Source organism: Streptomyces sp. SYSU D01066-1 (assembly GCF_054956795.1).
Genome location: NZ_JBUDHV010000021.1, coordinates 14,637 through 34,579 on the forward strand (window position 1 = coordinate 14,637; position 19,943 = coordinate 34,579).

Sequence of the window (19,943 nt, forward strand, 5' to 3'; positions counted from 1 at the left end):
CGGCTCAGCGCCGCGTTCCCGTGCCGACGAGGGTGCGCTCGTAGGGGTCGAGGACGACACCCTGCACGCCGTCGGCGACACCGGTGATGATCCGCTGGTGGACGAGCGGTACCACCGCGTCGGTCCCGAGCACGCGGGCCTCGGCGGCCATGGCGGCGTCGCGCCGCTCGTCGGTGTCGGTGACCCGCGCGGCCTTCGTGACCGCCTGGTCCACGTCCTGGTCGCAGAGCTGGGCGATGTTGAAGTCGCCGTCGCAGGTGTAGTCGCTGGCGAGGATGGAGACCGGGTCGCCGGTGTCGAGGAGGGTGTTGCGGGCGAGGACGAACGCGTCGAACTTCCCGTCCAGGGCGTCGCTCTCCAGCCGCGAGTACTCGCGCACGGTGAGCTTCACCGTGAACCCGGCCTTCTCCAGCTGCTCCTTCACCACCTGGGCGACCTCGGGCAGTTCGGGCCGGTTGTCGTAGGTGGCGAGGGTGATGGTCTGCCCGTCGGCCTTCTTCGCGGCGGCCCGCCCGACCGGCTTCTGGCGCTTGCCCTCGGCCCAGGTGACGGCGGGCCCGTAGATCCCGGCGGCGGCGTCCCCGTACCCCTCGTACACGTCCTCGGCGAAGACGGAGGTGTCGATCGCGGCGCGGGCGGTGGCCCGCAGTCCGGCGTCCTCGAGCGGGCCGGAGGAGGCGTTGAGCAGGAGGCTGGTGGTGCGGGTGGTGGCGGTGTCCCGGCGGGTCCCCTTGTCCAGGGTGGCGGCCTGGGAGACGGGCACGGCCTCGGCGATGTCCAGTTCGCCCGTGCGCAGGGCGTTGGCGCGGGCGGTGCCGTCGGCGATGAACCGGGCGTCGACGCCGGACGCCTGCGCCCGGCCGCCCCAGTAGTCGTCGAACCGGTCGAGGGCGGCGGAGGTGGTCCCGTTCACCTCGGTGATCTCGAAGGGCCCGGTGGCGGTTCCGACCGGGTCGGCCTTGCCGCCCGCCTTGTACGCCTTCGCGGAGAGGATGGCGAGGGAGGGGCTGGAGAGCCGGAGCGGGAGCACGGGGTCGGGCTCGTCGGTGGTGACGGTGACCGTCCGGTCGCCGCCGGCCTTCGCGGTGAGGCCGACGCCGGACAGGGCGGCCGGCGCGGGCTCCGCCTCGACTGCGTGCGCGAGGGAGCCGGCGACGGCGGCCGGGGTGACCTCCGTGCCGTCCTGGAAGGTGGCCTCCCGCAGCGTGAACTCCCACGTCCTGCTGTTCTTCCGCTGCCAGGACGCGGCGAGCGCGGGCGCCGCGCTGCCGTTGGCGTCCAGCGAGGTCAGTCCCTCGGTGACGCCGAGCCGGCTGAGGAGGGTGGCGTCGGCACCGTAGGGCGAGAAGTTCTCGGCGGGCGGGAAGGCGAGCGCGACCCGCAGCCGGGAGCCGTCACCGTCGCCGGACCCGGAGTCCGAGCCGCCGCCCGAGGAGAAGCAGCCGGCTATCAGCGGAAGGAGCAGGAAGGGGGCGAGCAGCCGAAGGCGGCGGTGGGAACGCATGGTCCTCGGTTCGATCGGATTCGGGCAGGTCGGACGGGTGGCGGTGGTGCGGGGCCAAGCCTACGTGAAAACCATTTCCAGGAACACAGTCACCCCATGGCCACGGCACAGGACGGTCACGGCATGGGACGGTCACGGCATGGGACGGTCACGGCATGGGCACGTCGAAGTGCACGATCCCCTGTCCCCCGCCGGCGTCCTCCCGCTCGTCGTGTACCACCTTGGCGAACGACCGCCAGAAGGGCTCGGCGCCGGTGACGGCCGGGTCGGTGTGCAGGTACACGGCCCGGTACCCGCCGTCGGCGGCGGCGAAGGCGAGCAGTTCGTCGACGATCCGCCGCGCCAGCCCGCGCCGCCGGTGCTCGGGCCGCACGTAGACGCGCCGCAGCTGCGCCGTCACGCCCGAGGGGTACTTCTCGGCGACGTGCGCGGGGTTCGGCGGGTGCGCGGGGCCTCGGCTGTCGAGGGCCCCGGTCGCGACGACCTCGCCCGCCCCGTCCACGGCGACGACGAGCGTGTGCCGCGCGGGCGTGAGATAGGCGCCGTCCAGATCGATGATGTCGCGGTGCCACCGGGGCACGTACCCGCTGCCGAAGTCGCGGTAGACGGTGTCGAGCATGACGGCCCGGGCGGCGTCGAGGTCGTCAGGGGTCGCCGGACGGATGCTGTAGTGGTGTTCGCGCACTTGCGCATCATATGCATTAGACCTGTAGGCCCTGATCAGTGGCCCCCTGAAGGCCGTTCCGGCCCCACGTACAACCTTTTCACCTGCCTTCGAGTCGATCTGTGCGCGTCCCTGCAGTCCCTGGGCAGCCCGCGCTCCGCCCGGGGTCACGGCTCCCGGCTCACCACCCGCTGAGAGACCCCGTTGATCCACAGCACCACCACCCGGCGGGACGGCCCCGCCCCCTCCCCCGCCGAGGTACGCGCCGAGCGCCGCCACCTCGTCGAGTCCGTCCGCGCCCTGCGCCGCCTCCTCGGCAAGCGCCCCGCCTTCGAGATCGCCGACCGGCGTCGCCTCAACCGTGAGAAACGCGACCTGGACCGCGCCGCCGCCGCGCACGCCAAGACACTGCGCCGCGCCGAGGCCCGGCGGGCACGCCAGGAAGGCTCCCTGACCCGGCAGCTCGCCGGACTCGACGGCAAGCAGCAGAGTCAGGAGCAGCGCGCCCTCGCGGTACTGCGCCGGGAGTCCGTCGCCCGCGCGCTCAGCGGCACCCGCCTCGACGCCCGCGAGATCAACGGCATCGGCGTCGGACTGGTCCGCGACCTGGCCGCCCACGGCATCCGGACGGCCGCGGACTTCGACCGCGTCAGCTGGGGCAAAGCGCCGGGCGGCCGGGGCGGCCAGGTGCTGTACATCCACCGCACCCAGGGCGGCCGGGTCCACGTCAACGGCATCGGCGAGCACCGCGGCCGGCCGCTCATGGCGTGGCGCGAGTCCGCCGTGGCCCGCGCCGAGGCCCGGGCGCCCCACACCCTGCCGCCGGACGAACGGCACCGCATCGCCGAGATCATCGAGGCCGGACGCGCCCGTCTGCGCGAGGAACTCGCCCAGGTGCCGCGCACCGCCGAGGCCGCCCGCACCGAGGCGGAACAGGACTACGCCGCGACGCTGGACCGGCTGGCCGGCGGGCACCGCGCGGCGGCGGACCGGGCGGCCGAGCGGCGCGCGGAGTTCGACGCGATGGCCGAGCATCTGCGCGCCCTCCAGACACAGCTCACGGCGCACCGGGAGAGGTACGGCGACGACGGCATCGGCGGACGCCTCCGGCGCGCACAGACACGGGCCCTGCGCCCGGTGCCGACGCCGGTGCCGACACCGGCACCGGAGGGGTCGCTCGCCGGTACGCCGGCTCCGCCGGTGGAGAACCTGACGGACCGAAACCGGAACAAGGACCGGAACCGGAACCAGGACCGGGACCGGAACCAGGACCGGGACCGGAACCAGGACCGGGACCGGGACCGGGACCGGGACCGGGAGAACCAGGCGAACCGGCAGGACCGGGCGAACCGGAAGACCCCGTCCCCCGGCCCGCACCCCCGTCCGAGCCTCCTCTGGCTGATCCCGATCGTCTTCCTCGGTCTCACCGCGCTCCTGGGCGTGGGCGAGCCGGACGCCACGGCACCGGCGTGGTTCAGGGCCGGAACACGGCTCATCGCCCTGGCGGCCACCGCGGAACTCCTCCGTCTCTGGATCCCGCGCAGACGCCGGCGTACGGCGGCGCCCCTGCCGCCCGGCACCGGCCCGCTGACCGCGGGCGCCTTCTTCGCCCTGCTCGCCGCGAGCATGTGGGCGGACACCGATCCGGACGACGGCGCCGGATGGGCCGCCTCGGTCGTCGCCCTGGCCCTCCTCGCCTTCGGCGCCGTCCGCCGGGTACGCGAACGCTGAGGACCGGCTACGGCACCACCCGCGCGACCGCCCCTGTCTCCAGGGCCACCCACAGCGCGCCGCCGGGCCCGGCCGTGATGTCGTAGGGCCCGGCCTCCTTGTCGGCCCCGGGGAACTCTCCGATGCGCGGCGCGTCGGCGCGGTGCACGGCGACTCCCTGCGGGCGAAGTGACACGCCGACGGACACCGACGTCCTGAACGACGGAATCCGGCACGGCGAGCCACCGCCCGGCCCCGTACCCGTACTTCCCCTACGGACGCCAGGAAGGTTTCACCCGTCTGAACCCGCCGATGGTCTGATCCGGAGCCCGTCAGTCGCCGACGAACCCGACGAAGTCGCCCCACGCGGCGGAGGTGACGGCGAACGACGGCCCGTCCGCCTCCTTGGAGTCACGGACCCGTACGCCACCGGAGGCGTGCGCTATCTCCACGCAACTGTCCCCCTCGGACCCGCTGTAGCTGCTCTTGAACCAGTTCAGCTCGCTCATGGCGTTCCTCGCATCCGTCGCAGCACCTCGGCCGAATCCGCCGGGGACAGGGCCTGTGAACGCATCTTCGCATAGCGCATCTGCATGACACTGACCGCTTCCCGGTCGGTGACGAGCTGCCCGGTCTTCTGCCCCTCCGCGTATCCGAGCCACTGCCGTTCAGGGGTCTCCAACAACTGCATGGGCCCGTCCGTACCCGCGTGATGAGGCTGCCGCAGCGGCATGATCTGCACCTCGACGTTCCACAACTCCGTACAGGCCAGGAGGTGGTCGATCAGCTCACGGGTGACCTCCTCCCCTCCGATGTGCCGCAGCAGCACCGCCTCCTCGACGATGAAGCTGAACGCGATCGGCGGCGTGCGCCGCAGCAGTTCCTGCCGGGCCCGCCGCGCGGCGATCCGCTCCTCCAACTGCTCCTCGCCGGGCGGTGGCGGCACGTTGAGCATGACCGCGCGGGTGTACGCCTCCGTCTGCAACAGCCCCGGCACGACCCGGCACTCGTAGGTGCACAGGGTGACCGCGGTCTCCTCCAACTGGGCCCACTCCCGGAACCAGACCGCCAGCCCCCGCTGCCGTCCGATGTGCCGGGCCATGGCCCGCAGCACGCCGAACGCGTCCAGCGCCTCCTCCACCCGGTCGATGAACGGGGGCGTCGGCAGCCGCCGCCCCTGCTCGACCGAGGCGACGGTGGCGTGCGAGTAACCGATGATCTCCGCGAGCCGCTCCTGCGTCAGCCGGGCCCGTTGCCGGAACGCCTTCAACGCCGCGCCGAAAGCCTTGAGACCGTCGGACGCCTCGACCGTCCCACTGTTCGCCATGACCGCCGACCCCCTTTCTCCGCCGTGTGGCACACGGTGCGGCCGGTACAACGGCCCGGCGCACGGGCGGGATACGCGCGCGAAGCCGTCGGCGCCCGTACAGAGCGAGGCGTACGGGTCCCGTCCGCCATGTGTTCGGCCGGACTCCGGAACATGCCAAGATGCCTACCGGCAGCCGACGCCGCTCACCCCCGGACAACACGCGGCTGCGGCACGCGAGTTCAGGACGGAGCCTGGCATCATGACCTCCCTCGGCAGCGACGGCCCACGTGACACCCCCGCCCACCGGATCGACACCAGCAGGCCGCACCCGGCGCGGATGTACGACTACTTCCTCGGCGGGAAGAACAACTACGAGGTCGACCAGGAAGCCGCCGAGGAGTTCATGAAGGCGGCGCCGGAGGTGCGGGCGGGCGCCCTCGCCAACCGGCGTTTCATGCTGCGCGCCGTCCGGCACCTGGTCGCCGAGTGCGGCATCCGGCAGATCCTGGACATCGGCACGGGCCTGCCCACCGAGCCCAACGTGCACCAGGTCGCACGGGCCGTCGCGCCGGACACCCGCGTCGTCCACGTCGACAACGACCCCATCGTCAGCACCCACTCCATGGCGCTGCTCGACGAGCCCGGCACCTCCGTCGTCCTGGCCGACCTGCGCGCTCCCCGCGCTCTCCTCGACCACCCCGGCGTACGCGGGCTCATCGACTTCGACCGGCCCGTCGCGCTGCTGCTGGCCGCCGTCGTGCACTTCGTCTCCGACGCGGAGGACCCGGACGGCGTCCTCGCCACCCTCCGCGACGCGCTCCCGGCCGGCTCGTACCTGGTCCTGTCGCACGCGACCGGCGACGCCCACGAGGACCGGCGCGAGGGCGCGGCGGCCGTGTACCGGAAGGCCACCGCGTCCATGACCCTCCGCCCGCACGCCCGGGTCCTGGAGTTCTTCGGCGACTTCCGTCTGATCGACCCCGGTCTGGTCCGGGTCACCGACTGGCGCCCCGAGGAGCCGCCGGCGGCCGACGCGCCGCCGATCGGCATCTACGGCGGGGTGGCCCGCAAGGACGGCTGAGCGGCCGGGCCGCCCAGCCCGCCGCCCCCGCGGCGGGCAGCAGGACGGGGTGGGGGCCGCGCGCCGGCGAAAGAGGCCGGGTTCCGACGGCGCGGATCCGCCCGACCGCCCCCCGCGCGTGGTGACTCACAGGTACGGTTCGGCCATGGAATCCGGAACGAGCCCCGCCGCCGCCCCGTCCGCCGGGCCCGCGGCGGTCATCAAGGCCACCGCACGCCGGCTCCTGGGCACGCTGGGGGCGGGACAGCTGTCCCTGGAGGCCGTGGCCGAGGCCGGCGGCCTGTCCCGTGCCGATGTGGAAGCCGTCTTCCCGCACCGGGACGACCTGTTGACCGCCCTGGTCATCGACGCCTACGACGCGTCCGGCGCCGCGATGGAGCGGGCCGACCAGGACGCCCGGGAGGCGGGGGCGTCGGCGGGCGCGCGGCTGCTCGCGGTCGCCCGGGCGCTGCGGCGGTGGTCCTTCGCCCACACCGCCGAGTTCACCCTCGTCTACGGCTCGCCCGTGCCGGGCTACCACGCCCCGCAGGAGACCGTGCCGCCCGCCTCGCGCACGCCCGCGGTGCTGGCCCGGATCGTGCGGTCCGCGCTGGAGGCCGGCGAACTGACCCCGCCCCGGCGGACGGTACCGGGGCCGCCGCTGCTGCGGCCGGAGGCCGTGGCGCTGTTCGGCGGGACACCCGAGGGTCCCTACGCGGACCTCGTCGAGCGCGGCATCGTGCTGTGGAGCGGTCTGATCGGGCTGCTGGTGTTCCAGGTCTTCAGCCGCACCCACGACAGCGTCAGCGACGAGAGCGCGTTCTTCGACTTCGCCGTCGCGGTGGCGGCCGAGGGCATCGGGCTCGAGGTTCCCGTGGGGCGGACCACGGGCGAAAACGCCGACGGGGCGTGAACGCCGCTCGGACCCAGCCGGCCGGCAGCGGTTCCCCGACCCCGCTCCTCACCCGCCCGTCACCCCGCGCCGTACTGCCGGGGGCCTGCGGTCCCGGTTCTCACGGGCCCTCCCCCGGTCTCGCCCGCCACCACTCCACGGTCGCCTTCACCTGTTCGTCCACCGGGGTGGCCCGCACCGCGAACTCGGCCTCGTAGGCGCCGGAGTCGACGACGAAGGGCCGGTCGAACTGGTAGCGGACCTCGCGCAGTTCACGCAGGAGCGGGGAGAAGAGCGCGGCGAGGCCGAGGACGGCCGGCGGCAGGGGGCGGACCGCGACCGGTCCGGTGCCCGCCTCGGCGGCCAGCCGGCCGACCATCTGCCGGACGGACAGCGCGGGTTCGTTCGGCAGGTGCCAGGCCCGGCCCCAGGCCCGCTCCTCGCCCGCGACCTCGACCAGGGCCCGGGCCACGTCGGGGAGGTAGCTCCAGCTGTGCGGGGCGTCCGGGTCGCCGAGCGTGGAGACCGGCTTGCCGCGCAGCAGCCGGGGCATGACGCGGCCGGCCAGGTGTCCGCCGTCGGTGACGCCGGGACCGAAGAAGTCCGAGGCGCGCACCTCGACCGCCTTGATCCGGCCCTGCTCGGCCAGTTCGCGGGTGCGCTCCCAGACGGCGGCGCGCACCCGGCCCTTGGGGCCCCTCGCCGCGAGCGGCAGGTCCTCGGTCAAGGGGCCGTCCACCGGCCCGTACCCGTACAGGTTGCCCAGCAGGACCAGGACGGCGCCGGACGCCTCGGCCGCCGTGTGCAGCGACGCGGCCAGCGGCGGCCAGTCGTCCGCCCAGCGGTGGTACGGCGGTGCGGCACAGCCGTAGACGGTGCTCGCCCCGCGGACGGCGTCGGTGAGCGCCTCGGGGTCGGCGGCGTCGAGCGCCACGTGTTCGATACCGGGTTCGGGGGCGCGGCCCGACCGGGTGATGACACGCACGGGGTGGCCCTGTCCGGCCAGCAGCCGTGCGGTGGCGGCACCGGCGGGCCCTGATCCAATGACGACTTGGAGATTCACGCGCGCACCCTAGCGCGGGGACCACGCGTCGCGGGCATGCCATGTTCGCGCCGCGGTACGGCCGGCTGGTCCGACCGCCCCTGCCGCACACCGGCCCGTCCGCCCCGGCTTCGAGGCGGGGTCCGCTCGTCAGCGTCGACGGCCCCTGGCCGATCGCCGGCCGAGGGGGTCTCGCGGCCTTCCCCGGCCGGGGCGCCGGGCCCCTCCTCATCGCCGCGGCGACCGACCGGGCCGGCGAGAGTCGTGCGGACCGTGAAGGCGGCTCCCGGGCAGGCGGGGGCGGCAGTGGCGGCCGGACCGGGTTCTCCGTCAGCACCGGCTCGGTGCCGCTCCGAGGCCCCGCGGTCGATCCTCGCCCTCCACCGCGCGCTCGCCACGCCGTCGCCCGCGACCAGCGCCGCCGGGCCCGGCGGCCGGCGCTCCCCCGCCCCGGTGACCGGGGGAGCTTCAGCGGAGCGTGACCCCCGCGCGTCAGACGACGACCACGTGCGCATCCGTCGGCGCCAGGACCGTCAGGCAGGACTGGATGTCCGACGGGCCGGTGGTGAAGATCACCGCACTGCCGTACCGGGCGGCCGCTTTCCGCAGGTGAGGGGCGCGGTACCTGGACCGCCACCACCTCTTCGAGCCGACCACGCGGCCCGAGGACCACAGAAACGACGAATCACCGGTGAGTCACATGACTCGACCGGTGATTCGTCAACGCTTCGGGACGATCTAATGAACGCCCCTTCCGGTGTCCGAGGGGGGACTTGAACCCCCACGCCCGATAAAGGGCACTAGCACCTCAAGCTAGCGCGTCTGCCATTCCGCCACCCGGACCAGGTGTCTGCCGCCCGCCAGGGGTGTTCCCCGCGGCGACATGGACAACCATACCAAGGTTTCGCAGCGCCTTTCACCTGCGTTTCCGTGCCTCAGGGGTGACTCGGGGCCGTGCGCTCGGCGGTCCCGGCGGCCGCCCACCCGCCGGGCGGCGCCCGGCGCGGACCGAAAGTGCCGCACGCCCCCTGGACACCGCCCGCCGAATGCGGGATAACGAGCTTCATACAGTATTCGTCGACTGTATGCAATCTACCGCGAGAGCGCCCCAGCCCCTCATGGAAGGGACAGACTTCGCATGCCCGAGGACACCCAGTCCCAGGACGTCATTTCCGGCGGTCACCTCGTGGCCAAGGCCCTCAAGGCCGAAGGGGTCGACCGCATCTACACCCTCTGCGGCGGCCACATCATCGACATCTACGACGGCTGCGTGGACGAGGGCATCGAGGTCGTCGACGTCCGCCACGAGCAGGTCGCCGCGCACGCCGCCGACGGGTACGCCCGGGTCACCGGCAAACCCGGCTGCGCGGTCGTCACCGCGGGGCCCGGCACCACCGACGCCGTCACCGGTGTCGCCAACGCCTTCCGCGCCGAGTCACCGATGGTGCTCATCGGCGGCCAGGGCGCCCTCGCGCAGCACAAGATGGGGTCGCTCCAGGACCTGCCGCACGTCGACATGATGGCGCCGATCACCAAGTTCGCGGCCACCGTGCCGTCCACCGCCCGCGCGGCGGACATGGTGTCCATGGCCTTCCGCGAGTGCTACCACGGCGCTCCCGGCCCCTCCTTCCTGGAGATACCGCGCGATGTGCTCGACGCGGAGGTCCCGGTGGACAAGGCCCGGGTGCCGAGGGCCGGCGCCTACCGGGCCTCGACCCGGTCGGCCGGTGACCCCGAGGCGATCGAGCGGCTCGCCGACCTGCTGGCGCACGCCGAGAAGCCGGCCGTCCTCCTCGGCAGCCAGGTGTGGACCACCCGGGGCACCGAGGCCGCCGTCGAGCTGGTGCGCACGCTGAACATCCCGGCGTACATGAACGGCGCCGGCCGCGGCACCCTCCCGCCCGGCGACCCGCACCACTTCCAGCTCTCCAGGCGCTACGCCTTCTCCGGCGCCGACGTCGTCGTCGTCGTCGGCACCCCCTTCGACTTCCGCATGGGCTACGGCAAGCGGCTCTCCCCCGACGCGACGGTGGTGCAGATCGACCTCGACTACCGCACCGTCGGCAAGAACCGCGACATCGACCTCGGCATCGTCGGGGACGCCGGCCTGGTGCTCAAGGCGGTCACCGAAGCGGCCTCGGGGCGGCTGAACGGAGGCGCGGCCGGGCGCAAGGAGTGGCTCGACGAGCTGCGCGCGGTGGAGCGGGCCGCGCTCGACAAGCGGCTGCCGCAGCTCAGGTCGGACGCCTCCCCCATCCACCCGTACCGGCTGGTCAGCGAGATCAACGACTTCCTCACCGAAGACTCCGTCTACATCGGCGACGGCGGTGACATCGTCACCTTCTCCGGCCAGGTCGTCCAGCCCAAGTCGCCCGGGCACTGGATGGACCCGGGACCGCTGGGCACCCTCGGCGTCGGCGTGCCCTTCGTGCTCGCCGCCAAGCAGGCGCGGCCCGACAAGGAGGTGGTCGCCCTCTTCGGCGACGGCGCCTTCTCGCTGACCGGCTGGGACTTCGAGACCCTCGTCCGCTACGACCTCCCCTTCGTCGGCGTCGTCGGCAACAACTCCTCCATGAACCAGATCCGCTACGGCCAGGCCGCCAAGTACGGCAAGGCCCGCGAGCGGGTCGGCAACACCCTCGGGGACGTCCCCTACGACCAGTTCGCGCGGATGCTCGGCGGACACGGCGAGGAGGTCCGCGACCCCGCCGACATCGGTCCCGCGCTGCGCCGGGCCCGCGAGTCGGGCAAGCCGTCGCTGATCAACGTCTGGGTCGACCCGGACGCGTACGCCCCCGGAACCATGAACCAGACCATGTACAAGTGAGGTGATCGCCCGTGACAGCGAAGGCTCTCGAGGGCGTCCGCGTCCTGGACATGACGCACGTCCAGTCCGGCCCCTCCGCGACCCAGCTGCTCGCCTGGCTCGGCGCGGACGTGGTCAAACTGGAGGCGCCGGCCGGTGACATCACCCGCAGGCAGCTGCGGGACCTGCCGGACGTGGACTCCCTCTACTTCACGATGCTCAACTGCAACAAGCGGAGCATCACCCTCAACACCAAGACCGAACGCGGCAAGGAGATCCTCACCGAGCTGATCCGGCGCTCGGACGTCATGGTCGAGAACTTCGGGCCGGGCGCGGTGGACCGCATGGGGTTCACCTGGGACCGGATCAGGGAGATCAATCCACGGATCGTCTACGCCTCCATCAAGGGGTTCGGCGAGGGCCCGTACACCGGCTTCAAGGCGTACGAGGTCGTCGCGCAGGCCATGGGCGGATCGATGTCCACCACCGGTTTCGAGGACGGGCCGCCGCTGGCGACGGGGGCCCAGATCGGGGACTCGGGCACGGGCGTCCACGCCGTGGCGGGCATCCTCGCGGCGCTGTACCAGCGGGAGCGCACCGGGCGCGGGCAGCGGGTGAACGTGGCCATGCAGCACGCGGTGCTCAACCTCTGCCGGGTGAAGCTGCGCGACCAGCAGCGCCTGAGCCACGGTCCACTCGCCGAGTACCCCAACGAGGACTTCGGCGACGAGGTTCCCCGCTCCGGCAACGCGTCCGGCGGCGGCCAGCCCGGCTGGGCGGTCAAGTGCGCGCCGGGCGGCCCCAACGACTACGTGTACGTCATCGTGCAGCCGGTCGGCTGGCGGCCGCTCACCGAGCTGATCGGCCGGCCGGAACTGGCCGACGACCCCGAGTGGGCGACGCCGGCGGCCCGGCTGCCGAAGCTGAACAAGATGTTCCAGCTGATCGAGGAGTGGTCGTCCACCCTGCCGAAGTGGGAGGTGCTGAAGCGGCTGAACGCGCACGGCATCCCGTGCGGGCCGATCCTGTCCACCAAGGAGATCATCGAGGACCGGTCGCTGGCCGAGAACGAGATGGTGGTCCGCGTCCCGCACCCCGAGCGCGGCGAGTTCGTGACCGTCGGCAGCCCGCTCAAGCTCTCCGACTCCCCCGTGGAGGTCACCGGCTCCCCGCTGCTCGGCGAGCACAACGAAGAGGTCTACGCCGGTGAGCTGGGACTCGGCGACGACGAACTGCGCCTGCTGAAGTCGGACGGGGTGATCTGAGGTGATGGCCGAGGACCGGACTGCGCGGGTGCGCGCGCTGCTGGACGCCGTGCGCGCCGAGGGGCGGACCGCGCTCACCGCGCCCGAGGGCAAGGTGCTCGCCGACGCGTACGGGATCGCCGTACCCGGCGAGGACGTGGTGACCGACGTCGAGGAGGCGGTGGCGTGCGCCGCCCGCTTCGGCGGACCCGTGGTGATGAAGATCGTCTCACCGGACATATCACACAAGAGCGACGCCGGAGGTGTGGTCGTCGGGGTCGAGGGGGCCGCCGCCGTCCGCGCCGCGTTCCACCGGATCGTGGAGAACGCGCGCGCCTACGACGCGGACGCCAGGATCCAGGGCGTACAGGTGCAGGAGCTGCTGCCGCCGGGGCAGGAGGTCATCGTCGGCGCGGTGACCGACCCGGCGTTCGGGAAGGTGGTGGCGTTCGGGCTCGGCGGGGTGCTGGTGGAGGTCCTCAAGGACGTCACGTTCCGGCTGGCGCCCGTGGACGACGGCGAGGCGCTGTCCATGCTGGACTCGGTCCGGGCGGCCGAGGTGCTGCGCGGGGTGCGGGGACAGGAGGGCGTGGACCGGCGGGCGGTGGCGGAACAGATCCGGCGGGTCTCCGCGCTCGTCACGGACTTCCCCGAGATCGCCGAGGTGGACCTCAACCCGGTGATCGCCACCCCGGCGGGCGCGGTCGCCGCCGACGTCCGCGTCATCCTCTCCGAGGCGCCCGCCACACCCCGCCGGCGCTACTCGCGCGAGGAGATCCTCACCTCGATGCGCCGGCTGATGCAGCCCCGGTCGGTCGCCGTCATCGGCGCCTCCGACGAGTCCGGCAAGATCGGCAACTCGGTGATGCGCAACCTGGTCGACGGCGGTTTCGCCGGGGACATCCACCCGGTGAACCCCAAGGCGGACGACATCCTGGGCCGCAAGGCGTACAAGAGCGTCACGGACGTGCCCGGCGAGGTGGACGTCGCGGTCTTCGCGATCCCGGCGCGGTTCGTCGCCGCGGCCCTGGAGGAGGTCGGCCGCAAGGGCGTGCCCAACGCCGTCCTCATCCCCTCCGGCTTCGCGGAGACCGGCGAACACGCCCTCCAGGAGGAGATCGTGGCGATCGCCGAGCGGTACGGCGTCCGGCTGCTCGGGCCGAACATCTACGGCTACTACTCGACCTGGCAGGACCTGTGCGCCACGTTCTGCACGCCCTACGACGTCAAGGGCGGCGTCGCGCTGACCAGTCAGTCGGGCGGCATCGGCATGGCCGTCCTGGGCTTCGCCCGCTCCACGAAGACCGGCGTGTCGGCCATCGTCGGGCTGGGCAACAAGGCGGACCTGGACGAGGACGACCTGCTGACCTGGTTCGGGGAGGACCCGCACACCGAGTGCATCGCGATGCACCTGGAGGACCTCAAGGACGGCCGCGCCTTCGTGGCGGCCGCGCGGGCGACGGTGCCGAAGAAGCCGGTGGTCGTCCTCAAGGCGGGCCGTACGGCGGCGGGCGCCAGGGCGGCCGGGTCGCACACCGGGGCGCTGGCCGGGGACGACGCCGTGTACGACGACATCCTGCGGCAGGCCGGGGTGATCCGGGCTCCGGGTCTGAACGACATGCTGGAGTACGCGCGTGCGCTGCCGGTGCTCCCCGCTCCCCGGGGTGACAACGTCGTCATCATCACCGGGGCCGGCGGCAGCGGCGTCCTGCTGTCCGACGCGGTGACGGACCACGGGCTCTCCCTGATGGAGATCCCGCCGGACCTGGACGCGTCCTTCCGGAAGTTCATCCCGCCCTTCGGGGCGGCGGGCAACCCGGTGGACATCACCGGGGGCGAGCCGCCGTCGACGTACGAGGCGACCATCCGGCTGGGGCTGGAGGACCCGCGCGTCCACGCGTTGGTCCTCGGCTACTGGCACACCATCGTGACCCCTCCCCTGGTGTTCGCCGAACTGACCGCGCGCGTGGTGGCCGAGTTCCGCGAGCGCGGCGTCGAGAAGCCCGTGGTGGCGTCCCTCGCTGGCGACGTGGAGGTCGAGGAGGCGTGCCGGTACCTCTTCGAGCGGGGGGTCGTGGCGTACCCGTACACGACCGAGAAACCGGTGGCCGTGCTCGGCGCGAAGTACCGCTGGGCCCGCGCGGCGGGCGTGCTGGGGGGCGGTACATGAGCTGAGGCGGTGCGGGGCCGGCCGACGGTGCGCGTCGGCCGGCCCCAGGGCCCGTGCGCACACGAAAGGCATTGGACAGGGGGCGCCGGCCAGAGCTTTCGCACGCAAGGGGTGCTGAACGACATGACAACCACCGACATCTCGACGTCCGTCCCCTTCCGGGAGGTGACGGACCACAACGGCCGCGTGTACCGGCTCGGCGAGTCCGACGTCGACATCATGGGACGGCCGCGCAAGTGGATGGTCATCCTGCCGTGGATCGGCATGATGGGCATCAGTTCCGCCGAGTACGCGTTCACCTCGGCGGAGGACACCCTCCACGAGGCCCACCTGTGGAGCAGCGGGCACATCTTCTGGCTGATGGGCGTCTGGGTGTTCTTCCAGGCGGCCGTGGCCCTGCCGGCCGGGCACCTGCGGGAGAGCGGCCGGCTCCCCGCGCGCGGGGCGATGCTGATCGGCGCGGTCGGCACCCTGCTGGGCTATGTGTCCCTGGCCTACGCGCCGCACGTCACCGTCGCCTACCTCGGCTTCGGCATGTGCAGCGGCATCGGCGCCGGTCTGGTCTACGCGACCTGCGTGAACATGGTCGGCAAGTGGTACCCGGAGCGCAAGGGCGGCAAGACGGGCTTCGTCAACGGCGGCTTCGCCTACGGCTCCGTGCCCTTCGTGTTCCTGTTCACCTCGTACATGGACCTGGGCAACTACCAGACGGTGCTGGTCTGCGTCGGCGTCGGGCTGTGCCTGGTCGTGGCGTCGGCGGGCTGGTTCTTCAGGGACCCGCCGAAGAACTGGTGGCCCGCGCACGTCGACCCGCTGCGGCAGACCGACGACCCGAAGATCCGCCGGGCCCTGGCGAAGAACCCGCCGGCCGTCAAGCAGTACACCCCCCGGGAGGCCGCGCGCACGCCCGTCCTGTGGATGATGTGGTTCTGTCTGCTGTGCACGGCCGGCATCAACATCTTCGGCATCGCCTTCCAGGTGCCGTTCGGCAAGGACATGGGGTTCGCGGGCGGCGTGGTGGCGACCGCGATGTCCCTGAAGGCGATCGTCAACGGCACCGGACGCGGCGTCATCGGCTGGATCTCCGACCGGTACGGGCGCCGCAACACCCTGATCATCGTCTGCGTCGTGCTGGGCGCGGCCCAGTTCGGCGTGCTGGCCTCCGGGAAGGCGGGCGTGATGCCGTTCTTCCTGTTCTGCTCGATGGTCTCGGGCTTCGGCGGCGGCGCCATCTTCCCCCTGTTCGCCGCCATGACGGCGGACTACTTCGGTGAGAACAACAACGCGACCAACTACGGCATGGTCTACAGCTCGAAACTGGTTTCGGGGCTCGTCGGCTCCGGCCTGGGCGCGGTGGTGGTCGGCGCCTGGGACTACGAGGGCGCGTTCGCCCTGGCCGGTTCCATCGGACTGGCCTCCGCGGTGCTGGCGCTGTTCCTGAAGGCACCGGGCAGGCCCGGGGCGAGGCGCGTCGTGCCCAACCCCCACCCCCTCGGCGAGGAGATGGCCTGAGCCGGGGGCACCTTCGCGTCCGAGGTGTTTTCCGGTGACACACGGGACGGCCCCTCCCGCGGGCTCGGGTTCGGGAGGGGCCGTCCCGTGCGCGGGCGGGTCAGCGGCGGCGCTCGCGCAGGGCGGCGAGGTTGTCGTAGCTGATCTTGGCCTCGCGCAGCGACTGTGCCGGATCGGTGGCGCTCGGCGCGTTGTCGTCCTCGATCATCGGGTTGCGGTGGTCGCGCTGTCCGACCCGGGAGAAGAACGTCGTGTAGTCGATGACTCCGGTGCCGAAGGGCACCATCTCGTAGCCCATGCCGTTGGTCGTGCTCACGACGCCGTCCTTGGCGTGGAACAGCGGGTAGCGCCTGTTGTGGCGGGCCACCAGGCCGGCCGGGTCGAAGACGTCCTTCCGGGTCGAGCCGTCGTGGGCGGTGTAGGTGTGGAACTTGTACTGGGCGACGTGCGCCCAGAAGATGTCCATCTCCAGCCAGACGGCCCTGGGGTCGGTGACCTTCAGGAAGTACTCCAGCTTGCGGATGCCGGAGCTGCGGGTGGGCCGCCCCTGGTCGTCCAGCGGGCCGCCGTCGAGCAGGAATCCGTACGCCGCGTCGTGGTTGTGGGTGTAGAGCTTGACGCCCTCGCGGCGGGCGATCTCGCCCATGGCGTTCCACTTGTCGGCGGCGACGTCCCAGTCGGCCCGGTGGGAGCTGCCGGTGGGGTCGCCACCGGTGCCCATGTGACCGAGGCCCAGGATGTTGGCGATCTCCAGGTGCTTCTTGAAGGTGTCCAGGTCGGCGCTGGTCAGCGGCCAGGACGGCGGGATGAAGCCGTGGTTGCCCTGGGCGCGCAGGCCGTACTCGTCGAGCCAGGAGCGCAGCAGCCTGGCGCCCTCGACCGTCTCCAGGTCCGCGCCGCCGGGCGCGTTGGCGTGCTGGCGGTAGCCCGCGAACTCGACCTGGCGGTAGCCGTGGCGGGCGAGCTGCTTGAAGACCTCCCGGAAGCCGGAGGGCAGGTCGGTGGCGAGCGGGTCCCGGGCGGTGGCGTCGCGGACGGTGTAGAGGATGATGCCGCGCTTGTGGGCGGGGACGAGGACGTCACCGCCGTGGCCTTTCCCGTGGCCGTGGCCGCGGTCGCTGTCCCGGTGGTGGGCCAGGGCCGGTGAGGCGCCGAAGACGGGGGCGGCGACGGCCGCGCCGGCGACGGCGGTGCAGGTGCTGAGGGCACGGCGACGGCTGATCCCCAGGCCGCGGTGCAGGGCCTCGTCGGGGCCGTCGGCGGCGCCGGGGACTTCGGTACGGTCCGTGACGGTGCGGGACATGTCGGGGAACGGTCTCACGGATGCCTGCCTTCTCGGTCGTGACCTGCGCCGACGCCCTGTCCGAAGCCGGACGGGAGGGCGTGGTGCGAGTCGTTGTCAGTGGCGCGTGCTTCACTGTCGGTAGCTGGAACTCGGGGCCGCACACGGCCGTCGGTCAGTCGAGTCCGGCGAGATGGAGCAGGAGTTCCTTGACGTCGGTGGCCGCGACGCGGTCGCCGACAGCGCGGGGGGTGGAGCAGATGAGGAGCGGACCGTCGTCGTCGCTCGCGGGGAGGCGGCCGTGGCTGCCGCGAATAGGTGAGGCGTCCAGCGGCACGACCGCCATGCGGTAGCGCATGCCGAGTTTCTTGCGGGCCAGGGCGGTGGCCGCCTTCACCTTGACGTAGGGGTCGAGCGGGTCCATGAACAGCTCGACCGGGTCGTAGCCGGGTTTGCGGTGGATCTCGACGAGCTGCGCGAAGTCGGGCGCGCGGGCGTCGTCGAGCCAGTAGTAGTACGTGAACCAGGCGTCCGGCTCCGCGACGGCGACGAGTTCACCGGCGCGCGGATGGTCGAGGTGGTGGGCCTTCTTGCCCTCGTCGTCCAGGAGTTGCCCGATGCCGGGCAGTGAGGCCAGGGCGGCACGGGTGGCGGCGAGGTCCTCGGGGCGGCGGACGTAGACGTGGGCGATCTGGTGGTCGGCGACCGCGAAGGCGCGGGAGGCCATCGGGTCGAGGTACTCCATGCCGTCCTGCGTGTGCACCTCCAGGAGGCCGGCGCGGCGCAGGGCGCGGTTGATGTCCACGGGCCGGTTCACGCGGGTGATGCCGTACTCGGACAGGGCGACGACGGTCCGGCCCTCGGCGCGGGCGGCGTCCAGGAGCGGGGCCATGGCCGCGTCCAGGTCGGTGGCGGCTCGGAGGGAGCGCGGGTCGTCGGGGCCGAAGCGCTGCAGGTCGTAGTCGAGGTGAGGGAGGTAGCACAGGGCCAGGTCGGGGTGACGGGTGCGCAGGACGTGGCGGGTGGCGTCGATGATCCACTGGCTGGAGACCAGGTCCGCGCCGGGGCCCCAGAAGTGGAAGAGGGGAAAGGTGCCGAGTTTTCTTGTGAGTTCGTCGTGCAGGGCCGGGGGCCGGGTGTAGCAGTCGGGTTCCTTGCGGCCGTCGGCGTAGTAGACGGGGCGGGGGGTGACGGTGATGTCGGTGTCGGCGCCCATGGCGTACCACCAGCAGATGTTGGCGACGGTGTAGCCGGGGTGGGCGCGGCGGGCGGCGTCCCAGAGCTTGTCGCCGGCGACGAGTCCGTTGTGCTGGCGCCACAGCAGGACGTCGCCGAGTTCGCGGAAGTACCAGCCGTTGCCGACGATGCCGTGCTCGGCGGGGAGGGTGCCGGTGAGGAAGGTGGACTGGGCGGCGCAGGTGACGGCGGGCAGGACGGTGCCGAGCGGCGCGCGGGAGCCGGACTGGGCGAGCGTCCTGAGGTGGGGCATGTGGTCGAGGAGACGGGGGGTGAGGCCGACGACGTCGAGGACGAGGAGCGGGGTGGGGCCGGTGCCTCGGGGCCGGGCGGGTCCGGTCATGGCAGCTCCTTCAGGCCGAGGCCGGTGAGCAGTTCGCGGGCGAGGGTCAGCTCGGCGGCGATGCCGTCGGTGAGCTGGGCGCGGGTCCGGGGGCGCAGTTCGGGAGGGAGGGCCTGCCAGGTGTAGGTCTCCACCTCGAGGTGACGGGTGAGGGGGTGCGGACCGCCGACGAGGCGGGTCAGCGTGGCTTCGAGGACGTCGAGGGTGGAGGTGAGGGGCGCGGCGGGGGCCGCGTGCAGGGGGACGTGGAAGTGGGCGCGCCACGGGGAGGTGTCGGGCAGGGCGGTGCCGTCCAGTGCCTGGTCCAGGTCGTCGGTGCCGTGCAGCCTGCCGGGCCCGGTGGTGGTGCGGGTCTGGTGCAGGAAGCGGGGTTCGGCGAAGGCGGCGAGCGCGTCGCGGACCTCGGGGAGACGGGGGTGTTCGGCGTGCAGGGCGGCGGACAGCTGGGTTTTGACGACGGGGACCCGGGCGGCGGTGAGGGCGTCCAGGGCGGTGTGCGGGTCTTCGAAGGAGGTGGCGAGGTGGCAGGTGTCGACGCAGACGCCGACGCGGTCGTGGCCGATCGCGGCGAGCGGGGCGACGGCGTCCCGGGTCGTCTCGACGACGCAGCCGGGTTCGGGTTCCAGGCCGACGCGGATGGAGCGGCCGGTCAGCTCCTGGAGGGCGTCGAGCCGTTCGGCGAGGGTGAGCAGGGCGGCGCGGGCCTTCTCGGCGCGGGCGTCGTCGTAGGCGGTGCGCCAGGCCAGCGGGAGGGTGGAGACACTGCCCTCGGTGACGTCGTCGGGGAGCAGGCCGGCGAGGACGCGGGCGAGGGAGGTGGTGTGCTCCAGCCGCTCGGGGTCGGCCCAGTCCGGCTTGTAGACGCGGTACTTGACCTCTTGCGCGCCGAACCCTTCGTAGGGGAAGCCGTTGAGGGTGACGACCTCCAGGCCGCGCCGGTCGAGTCCGGCGCGCAGGCCGCGCAGTGCGGACGGGTCGGTGACCAGGGCGTGGGCGGCGTCGCGGGCCAGCCACAGGCCGATGCCGAGGCGGTCGCGGCCCAGGCGCCGGCGCACGGGTTCGCAGTGGTCGCGGAGCTGGGCGAGGACGCCGTCGAGGGTCTCGGCGGGGTGCACGTTGGTGCAGTAGGCGAGGTGGACGACGGAGCCGTCGGGGTGCCGGAAGCGCAT

The 19,943-nt window shown here is 72.8% G+C and carries 16 protein-coding genes and 1 tRNA gene; 7 read left to right on the top strand and 10 right to left on the bottom strand.

Annotation, left to right across the window (positions count from 1 at the left end):
- Positions 1-4: 4 nt before the first annotated feature.
- Together ACY1JF_RS19825 and ACY1JF_RS19830 are read right to left on the bottom strand one after the other, a co-directional pair.
- On the bottom strand, positions 5-1,504 hold the full coding sequence (locus ACY1JF_RS19825) for an ABC transporter substrate-binding protein (RefSeq protein ID WP_462706486.1): 1,500 nt from the start codon (positions 1,502-1,504) through the stop codon (positions 5-7).
- A 148-nt stretch (positions 1,505-1,652) separates the two neighbouring features.
- On the bottom strand, positions 1,653-2,123 hold the full coding sequence (locus ACY1JF_RS19830; protein ID WP_462706569.1) for a GNAT family N-acetyltransferase: 471 nt from the start codon (positions 2,121-2,123) through the stop codon (positions 1,653-1,655).
- Between the two features lie 249 nt (positions 2,124-2,372).
- Here ACY1JF_RS19830 and ACY1JF_RS19835 point away from each other — a divergent pair, with 249 nt between their 5' ends.
- The gene (locus ACY1JF_RS19835; RefSeq protein WP_462706487.1) at positions 2,373-3,899 is read left to right on the top strand and encodes a hypothetical protein; all 1,527 of its coding nucleotides are present in this window, start codon (positions 2,373-2,375) and stop codon (positions 3,897-3,899) included.
- Between the two features lie 7 nt (positions 3,900-3,906).
- Here ACY1JF_RS19835 and ACY1JF_RS19840 read toward each other — a convergent pair whose 3' ends face one another.
- From ACY1JF_RS19840 to ACY1JF_RS19850, 3 genes are all read right to left on the bottom strand, one after another.
- Positions 3,907-4,047 carry a hypothetical protein gene (locus tag ACY1JF_RS19840; RefSeq protein ID WP_462706488.1) on the bottom strand — a complete coding sequence of 47 codons (141 nt, stop codon included), beginning with the start codon at positions 4,045-4,047 and terminating at the stop codon, positions 3,907-3,909.
- A gap of 163 nt (positions 4,048-4,210) precedes the next feature.
- Positions 4,211-4,387 carry a DUF397 domain-containing protein gene (locus ACY1JF_RS19845; RefSeq protein WP_462706489.1) on the bottom strand — a complete coding sequence of 59 codons (177 nt, stop codon included), beginning with the start codon at positions 4,385-4,387 and terminating at the stop codon, positions 4,211-4,213.
- Positions 4,384-5,205 carry a helix-turn-helix domain-containing protein gene (locus tag ACY1JF_RS19850; RefSeq protein WP_462706490.1) on the bottom strand — a complete coding sequence of 274 codons (822 nt, stop codon included), beginning with the start codon at positions 5,203-5,205 and terminating at the stop codon, positions 4,384-4,386. The genes ACY1JF_RS19845 and ACY1JF_RS19850 overlap by 4 nt, the downstream gene beginning before the upstream one ends.
- A 241-nt stretch (positions 5,206-5,446) precedes the next feature.
- Here ACY1JF_RS19850 and ACY1JF_RS19855 point away from each other — a divergent pair, with 241 nt between their 5' ends.
- Together ACY1JF_RS19855 and ACY1JF_RS19860 are read left to right on the top strand one after the other, a co-directional pair.
- A complete protein-coding gene (locus tag ACY1JF_RS19855; RefSeq protein ID WP_462706491.1) occupies positions 5,447-6,268 on the top strand; it encodes an SAM-dependent methyltransferase in 822 nt (273 codons plus the stop codon).
- 145 nt (positions 6,269-6,413) lie between these two features.
- Positions 6,414-7,160, top strand: a complete 747-nt coding sequence (locus tag ACY1JF_RS19860) for a TetR/AcrR family transcriptional regulator (protein ID WP_462706492.1) — start codon at positions 6,414-6,416, stop codon at positions 7,158-7,160.
- Between the two features lie 100 nt (positions 7,161-7,260).
- On the opposite strand, the gene ACY1JF_RS19865 is transcribed toward ACY1JF_RS19860, so the two are convergent.
- Complete coding sequence (locus ACY1JF_RS19865; RefSeq protein WP_462706493.1) at positions 7,261-8,202, bottom strand: NAD-dependent epimerase/dehydratase family protein; 942 nt, start codon at positions 8,200-8,202, stop codon at positions 7,261-7,263.
- Positions 8,203-8,939: 737 nt separating this feature from the next.
- Positions 8,940-9,024: transfer RNA gene (locus tag ACY1JF_RS19870), tRNA-Leu, on the bottom strand.
- Between the two features lie 295 nt (positions 9,025-9,319).
- On the opposite strand from ACY1JF_RS19870, the gene ACY1JF_RS19875 reads away from it, so the two are divergent.
- From ACY1JF_RS19875 to ACY1JF_RS19890, 4 genes are all read left to right on the top strand, one after another.
- Positions 9,320-11,008, top strand: coding sequence for a thiamine pyrophosphate-binding protein (locus ACY1JF_RS19875; RefSeq protein WP_462706494.1), 1,689 nt, complete (start codon positions 9,320-9,322; stop codon positions 11,006-11,008).
- 11 nt (positions 11,009-11,019) lie between these two features.
- The gene (gene frc, locus ACY1JF_RS19880; protein ID WP_462706495.1) at positions 11,020-12,252 is read left to right on the top strand and encodes a formyl-CoA transferase; all 1,233 of its coding nucleotides are present in this window, start codon (positions 11,020-11,022) and stop codon (positions 12,250-12,252) included.
- Positions 12,253-12,256: 4 nt separating this feature from the next.
- Positions 12,257-14,401, top strand: a complete 2,145-nt coding sequence (locus ACY1JF_RS19885) for an acetate--CoA ligase family protein (protein WP_462706496.1) — start codon at positions 12,257-12,259, stop codon at positions 14,399-14,401.
- 123 nt (positions 14,402-14,524) lie between these two features.
- The gene (locus tag ACY1JF_RS19890) at positions 14,525-15,913 is read left to right on the top strand and encodes an OFA family MFS transporter (protein WP_462706497.1); all 1,389 of its coding nucleotides are present in this window, start codon (positions 14,525-14,527) and stop codon (positions 15,911-15,913) included.
- A gap of 100 nt (positions 15,914-16,013) precedes the next feature.
- Here the strand turns inward: ACY1JF_RS19890 and ACY1JF_RS19895 are convergent, their stop codons facing one another.
- The 3 genes from ACY1JF_RS19895 to eboE form a co-directional block, all read right to left on the bottom strand.
- Positions 16,014-17,216: a sugar phosphate isomerase/epimerase family protein gene (locus ACY1JF_RS19895; RefSeq protein WP_462706498.1), complete on the bottom strand. Its 1,203-nt coding sequence runs from the start codon at positions 17,214-17,216 to the stop codon at positions 16,014-16,016.
- A gap of 154 nt (positions 17,217-17,370) precedes the next feature.
- Positions 17,371-18,774 (bottom strand): alkaline phosphatase family protein, encoded by a 1,404-nt coding sequence (locus tag ACY1JF_RS19900; protein ID WP_462706499.1) that lies wholly within the window; start codon positions 18,772-18,774, stop codon positions 17,371-17,373.
- Positions 18,771-19,943: a metabolite traffic protein EboE gene (gene eboE / locus ACY1JF_RS19905; protein ID WP_462706500.1), complete on the bottom strand. Its 1,173-nt coding sequence runs from the start codon at positions 19,941-19,943 to the stop codon at positions 18,771-18,773. The genes ACY1JF_RS19900 and eboE overlap by 4 nt, the downstream gene beginning before the upstream one ends.

Excerpts from the sequence above, each read along its gene's own strand:
- eboE (WP_462706500.1), bottom strand. The coding sequence starts at position 19,943 with ATGCGCTTCCGGCACCCCGACGGCTCCGTCGTCCACCTCGCCTACTGC.
- ACY1JF_RS19845 (WP_462706489.1), bottom strand. The coding sequence starts at position 4,387 with ATGAGCGAGCTGAACTGGTTCAAGAGCAGCTACAGCGGGTCCGAGGGG.
- ACY1JF_RS19900 (WP_462706499.1), bottom strand. The coding sequence starts at position 18,774 with ATGACCGGACCCGCCCGGCCCCGAGGCACCGGCCCCACCCCGCTCCTC.
- ACY1JF_RS19855 (WP_462706491.1), top strand. The coding sequence starts at position 5,447 with ATGACCTCCCTCGGCAGCGACGGCCCACGTGACACCCCCGCCCACCGG.
- ACY1JF_RS19850 (WP_462706490.1), bottom strand. The coding sequence starts at position 5,205 with ATGGCGAACAGTGGGACGGTCGAGGCGTCCGACGGTCTCAAGGCTTTC.
- ACY1JF_RS19895 (WP_462706498.1), bottom strand. The coding sequence starts at position 17,216 with ATGTCCCGCACCGTCACGGACCGTACCGAAGTCCCCGGCGCCGCCGAC.
- ACY1JF_RS19860 (WP_462706492.1), top strand. The coding sequence starts at position 6,414 with ATGGAATCCGGAACGAGCCCCGCCGCCGCCCCGTCCGCCGGGCCCGCG.
- ACY1JF_RS19830 (WP_462706569.1), bottom strand. The coding sequence starts at position 2,123 with ATGCTCGACACCGTCTACCGCGACTTCGGCAGCGGGTACGTGCCCCGG.
- ACY1JF_RS19825 (WP_462706486.1), bottom strand. The coding sequence starts at position 1,504 with ATGCGTTCCCACCGCCGCCTTCGGCTGCTCGCCCCCTTCCTGCTCCTT.
- ACY1JF_RS19875 (WP_462706494.1), top strand. The coding sequence starts at position 9,320 with ATGCCCGAGGACACCCAGTCCCAGGACGTCATTTCCGGCGGTCACCTC.
- ACY1JF_RS19885 (WP_462706496.1), top strand. The coding sequence starts at position 12,257 with ATGGCCGAGGACCGGACTGCGCGGGTGCGCGCGCTGCTGGACGCCGTG.
- ACY1JF_RS19890 (WP_462706497.1), top strand. The coding sequence starts at position 14,525 with ATGACAACCACCGACATCTCGACGTCCGTCCCCTTCCGGGAGGTGACG.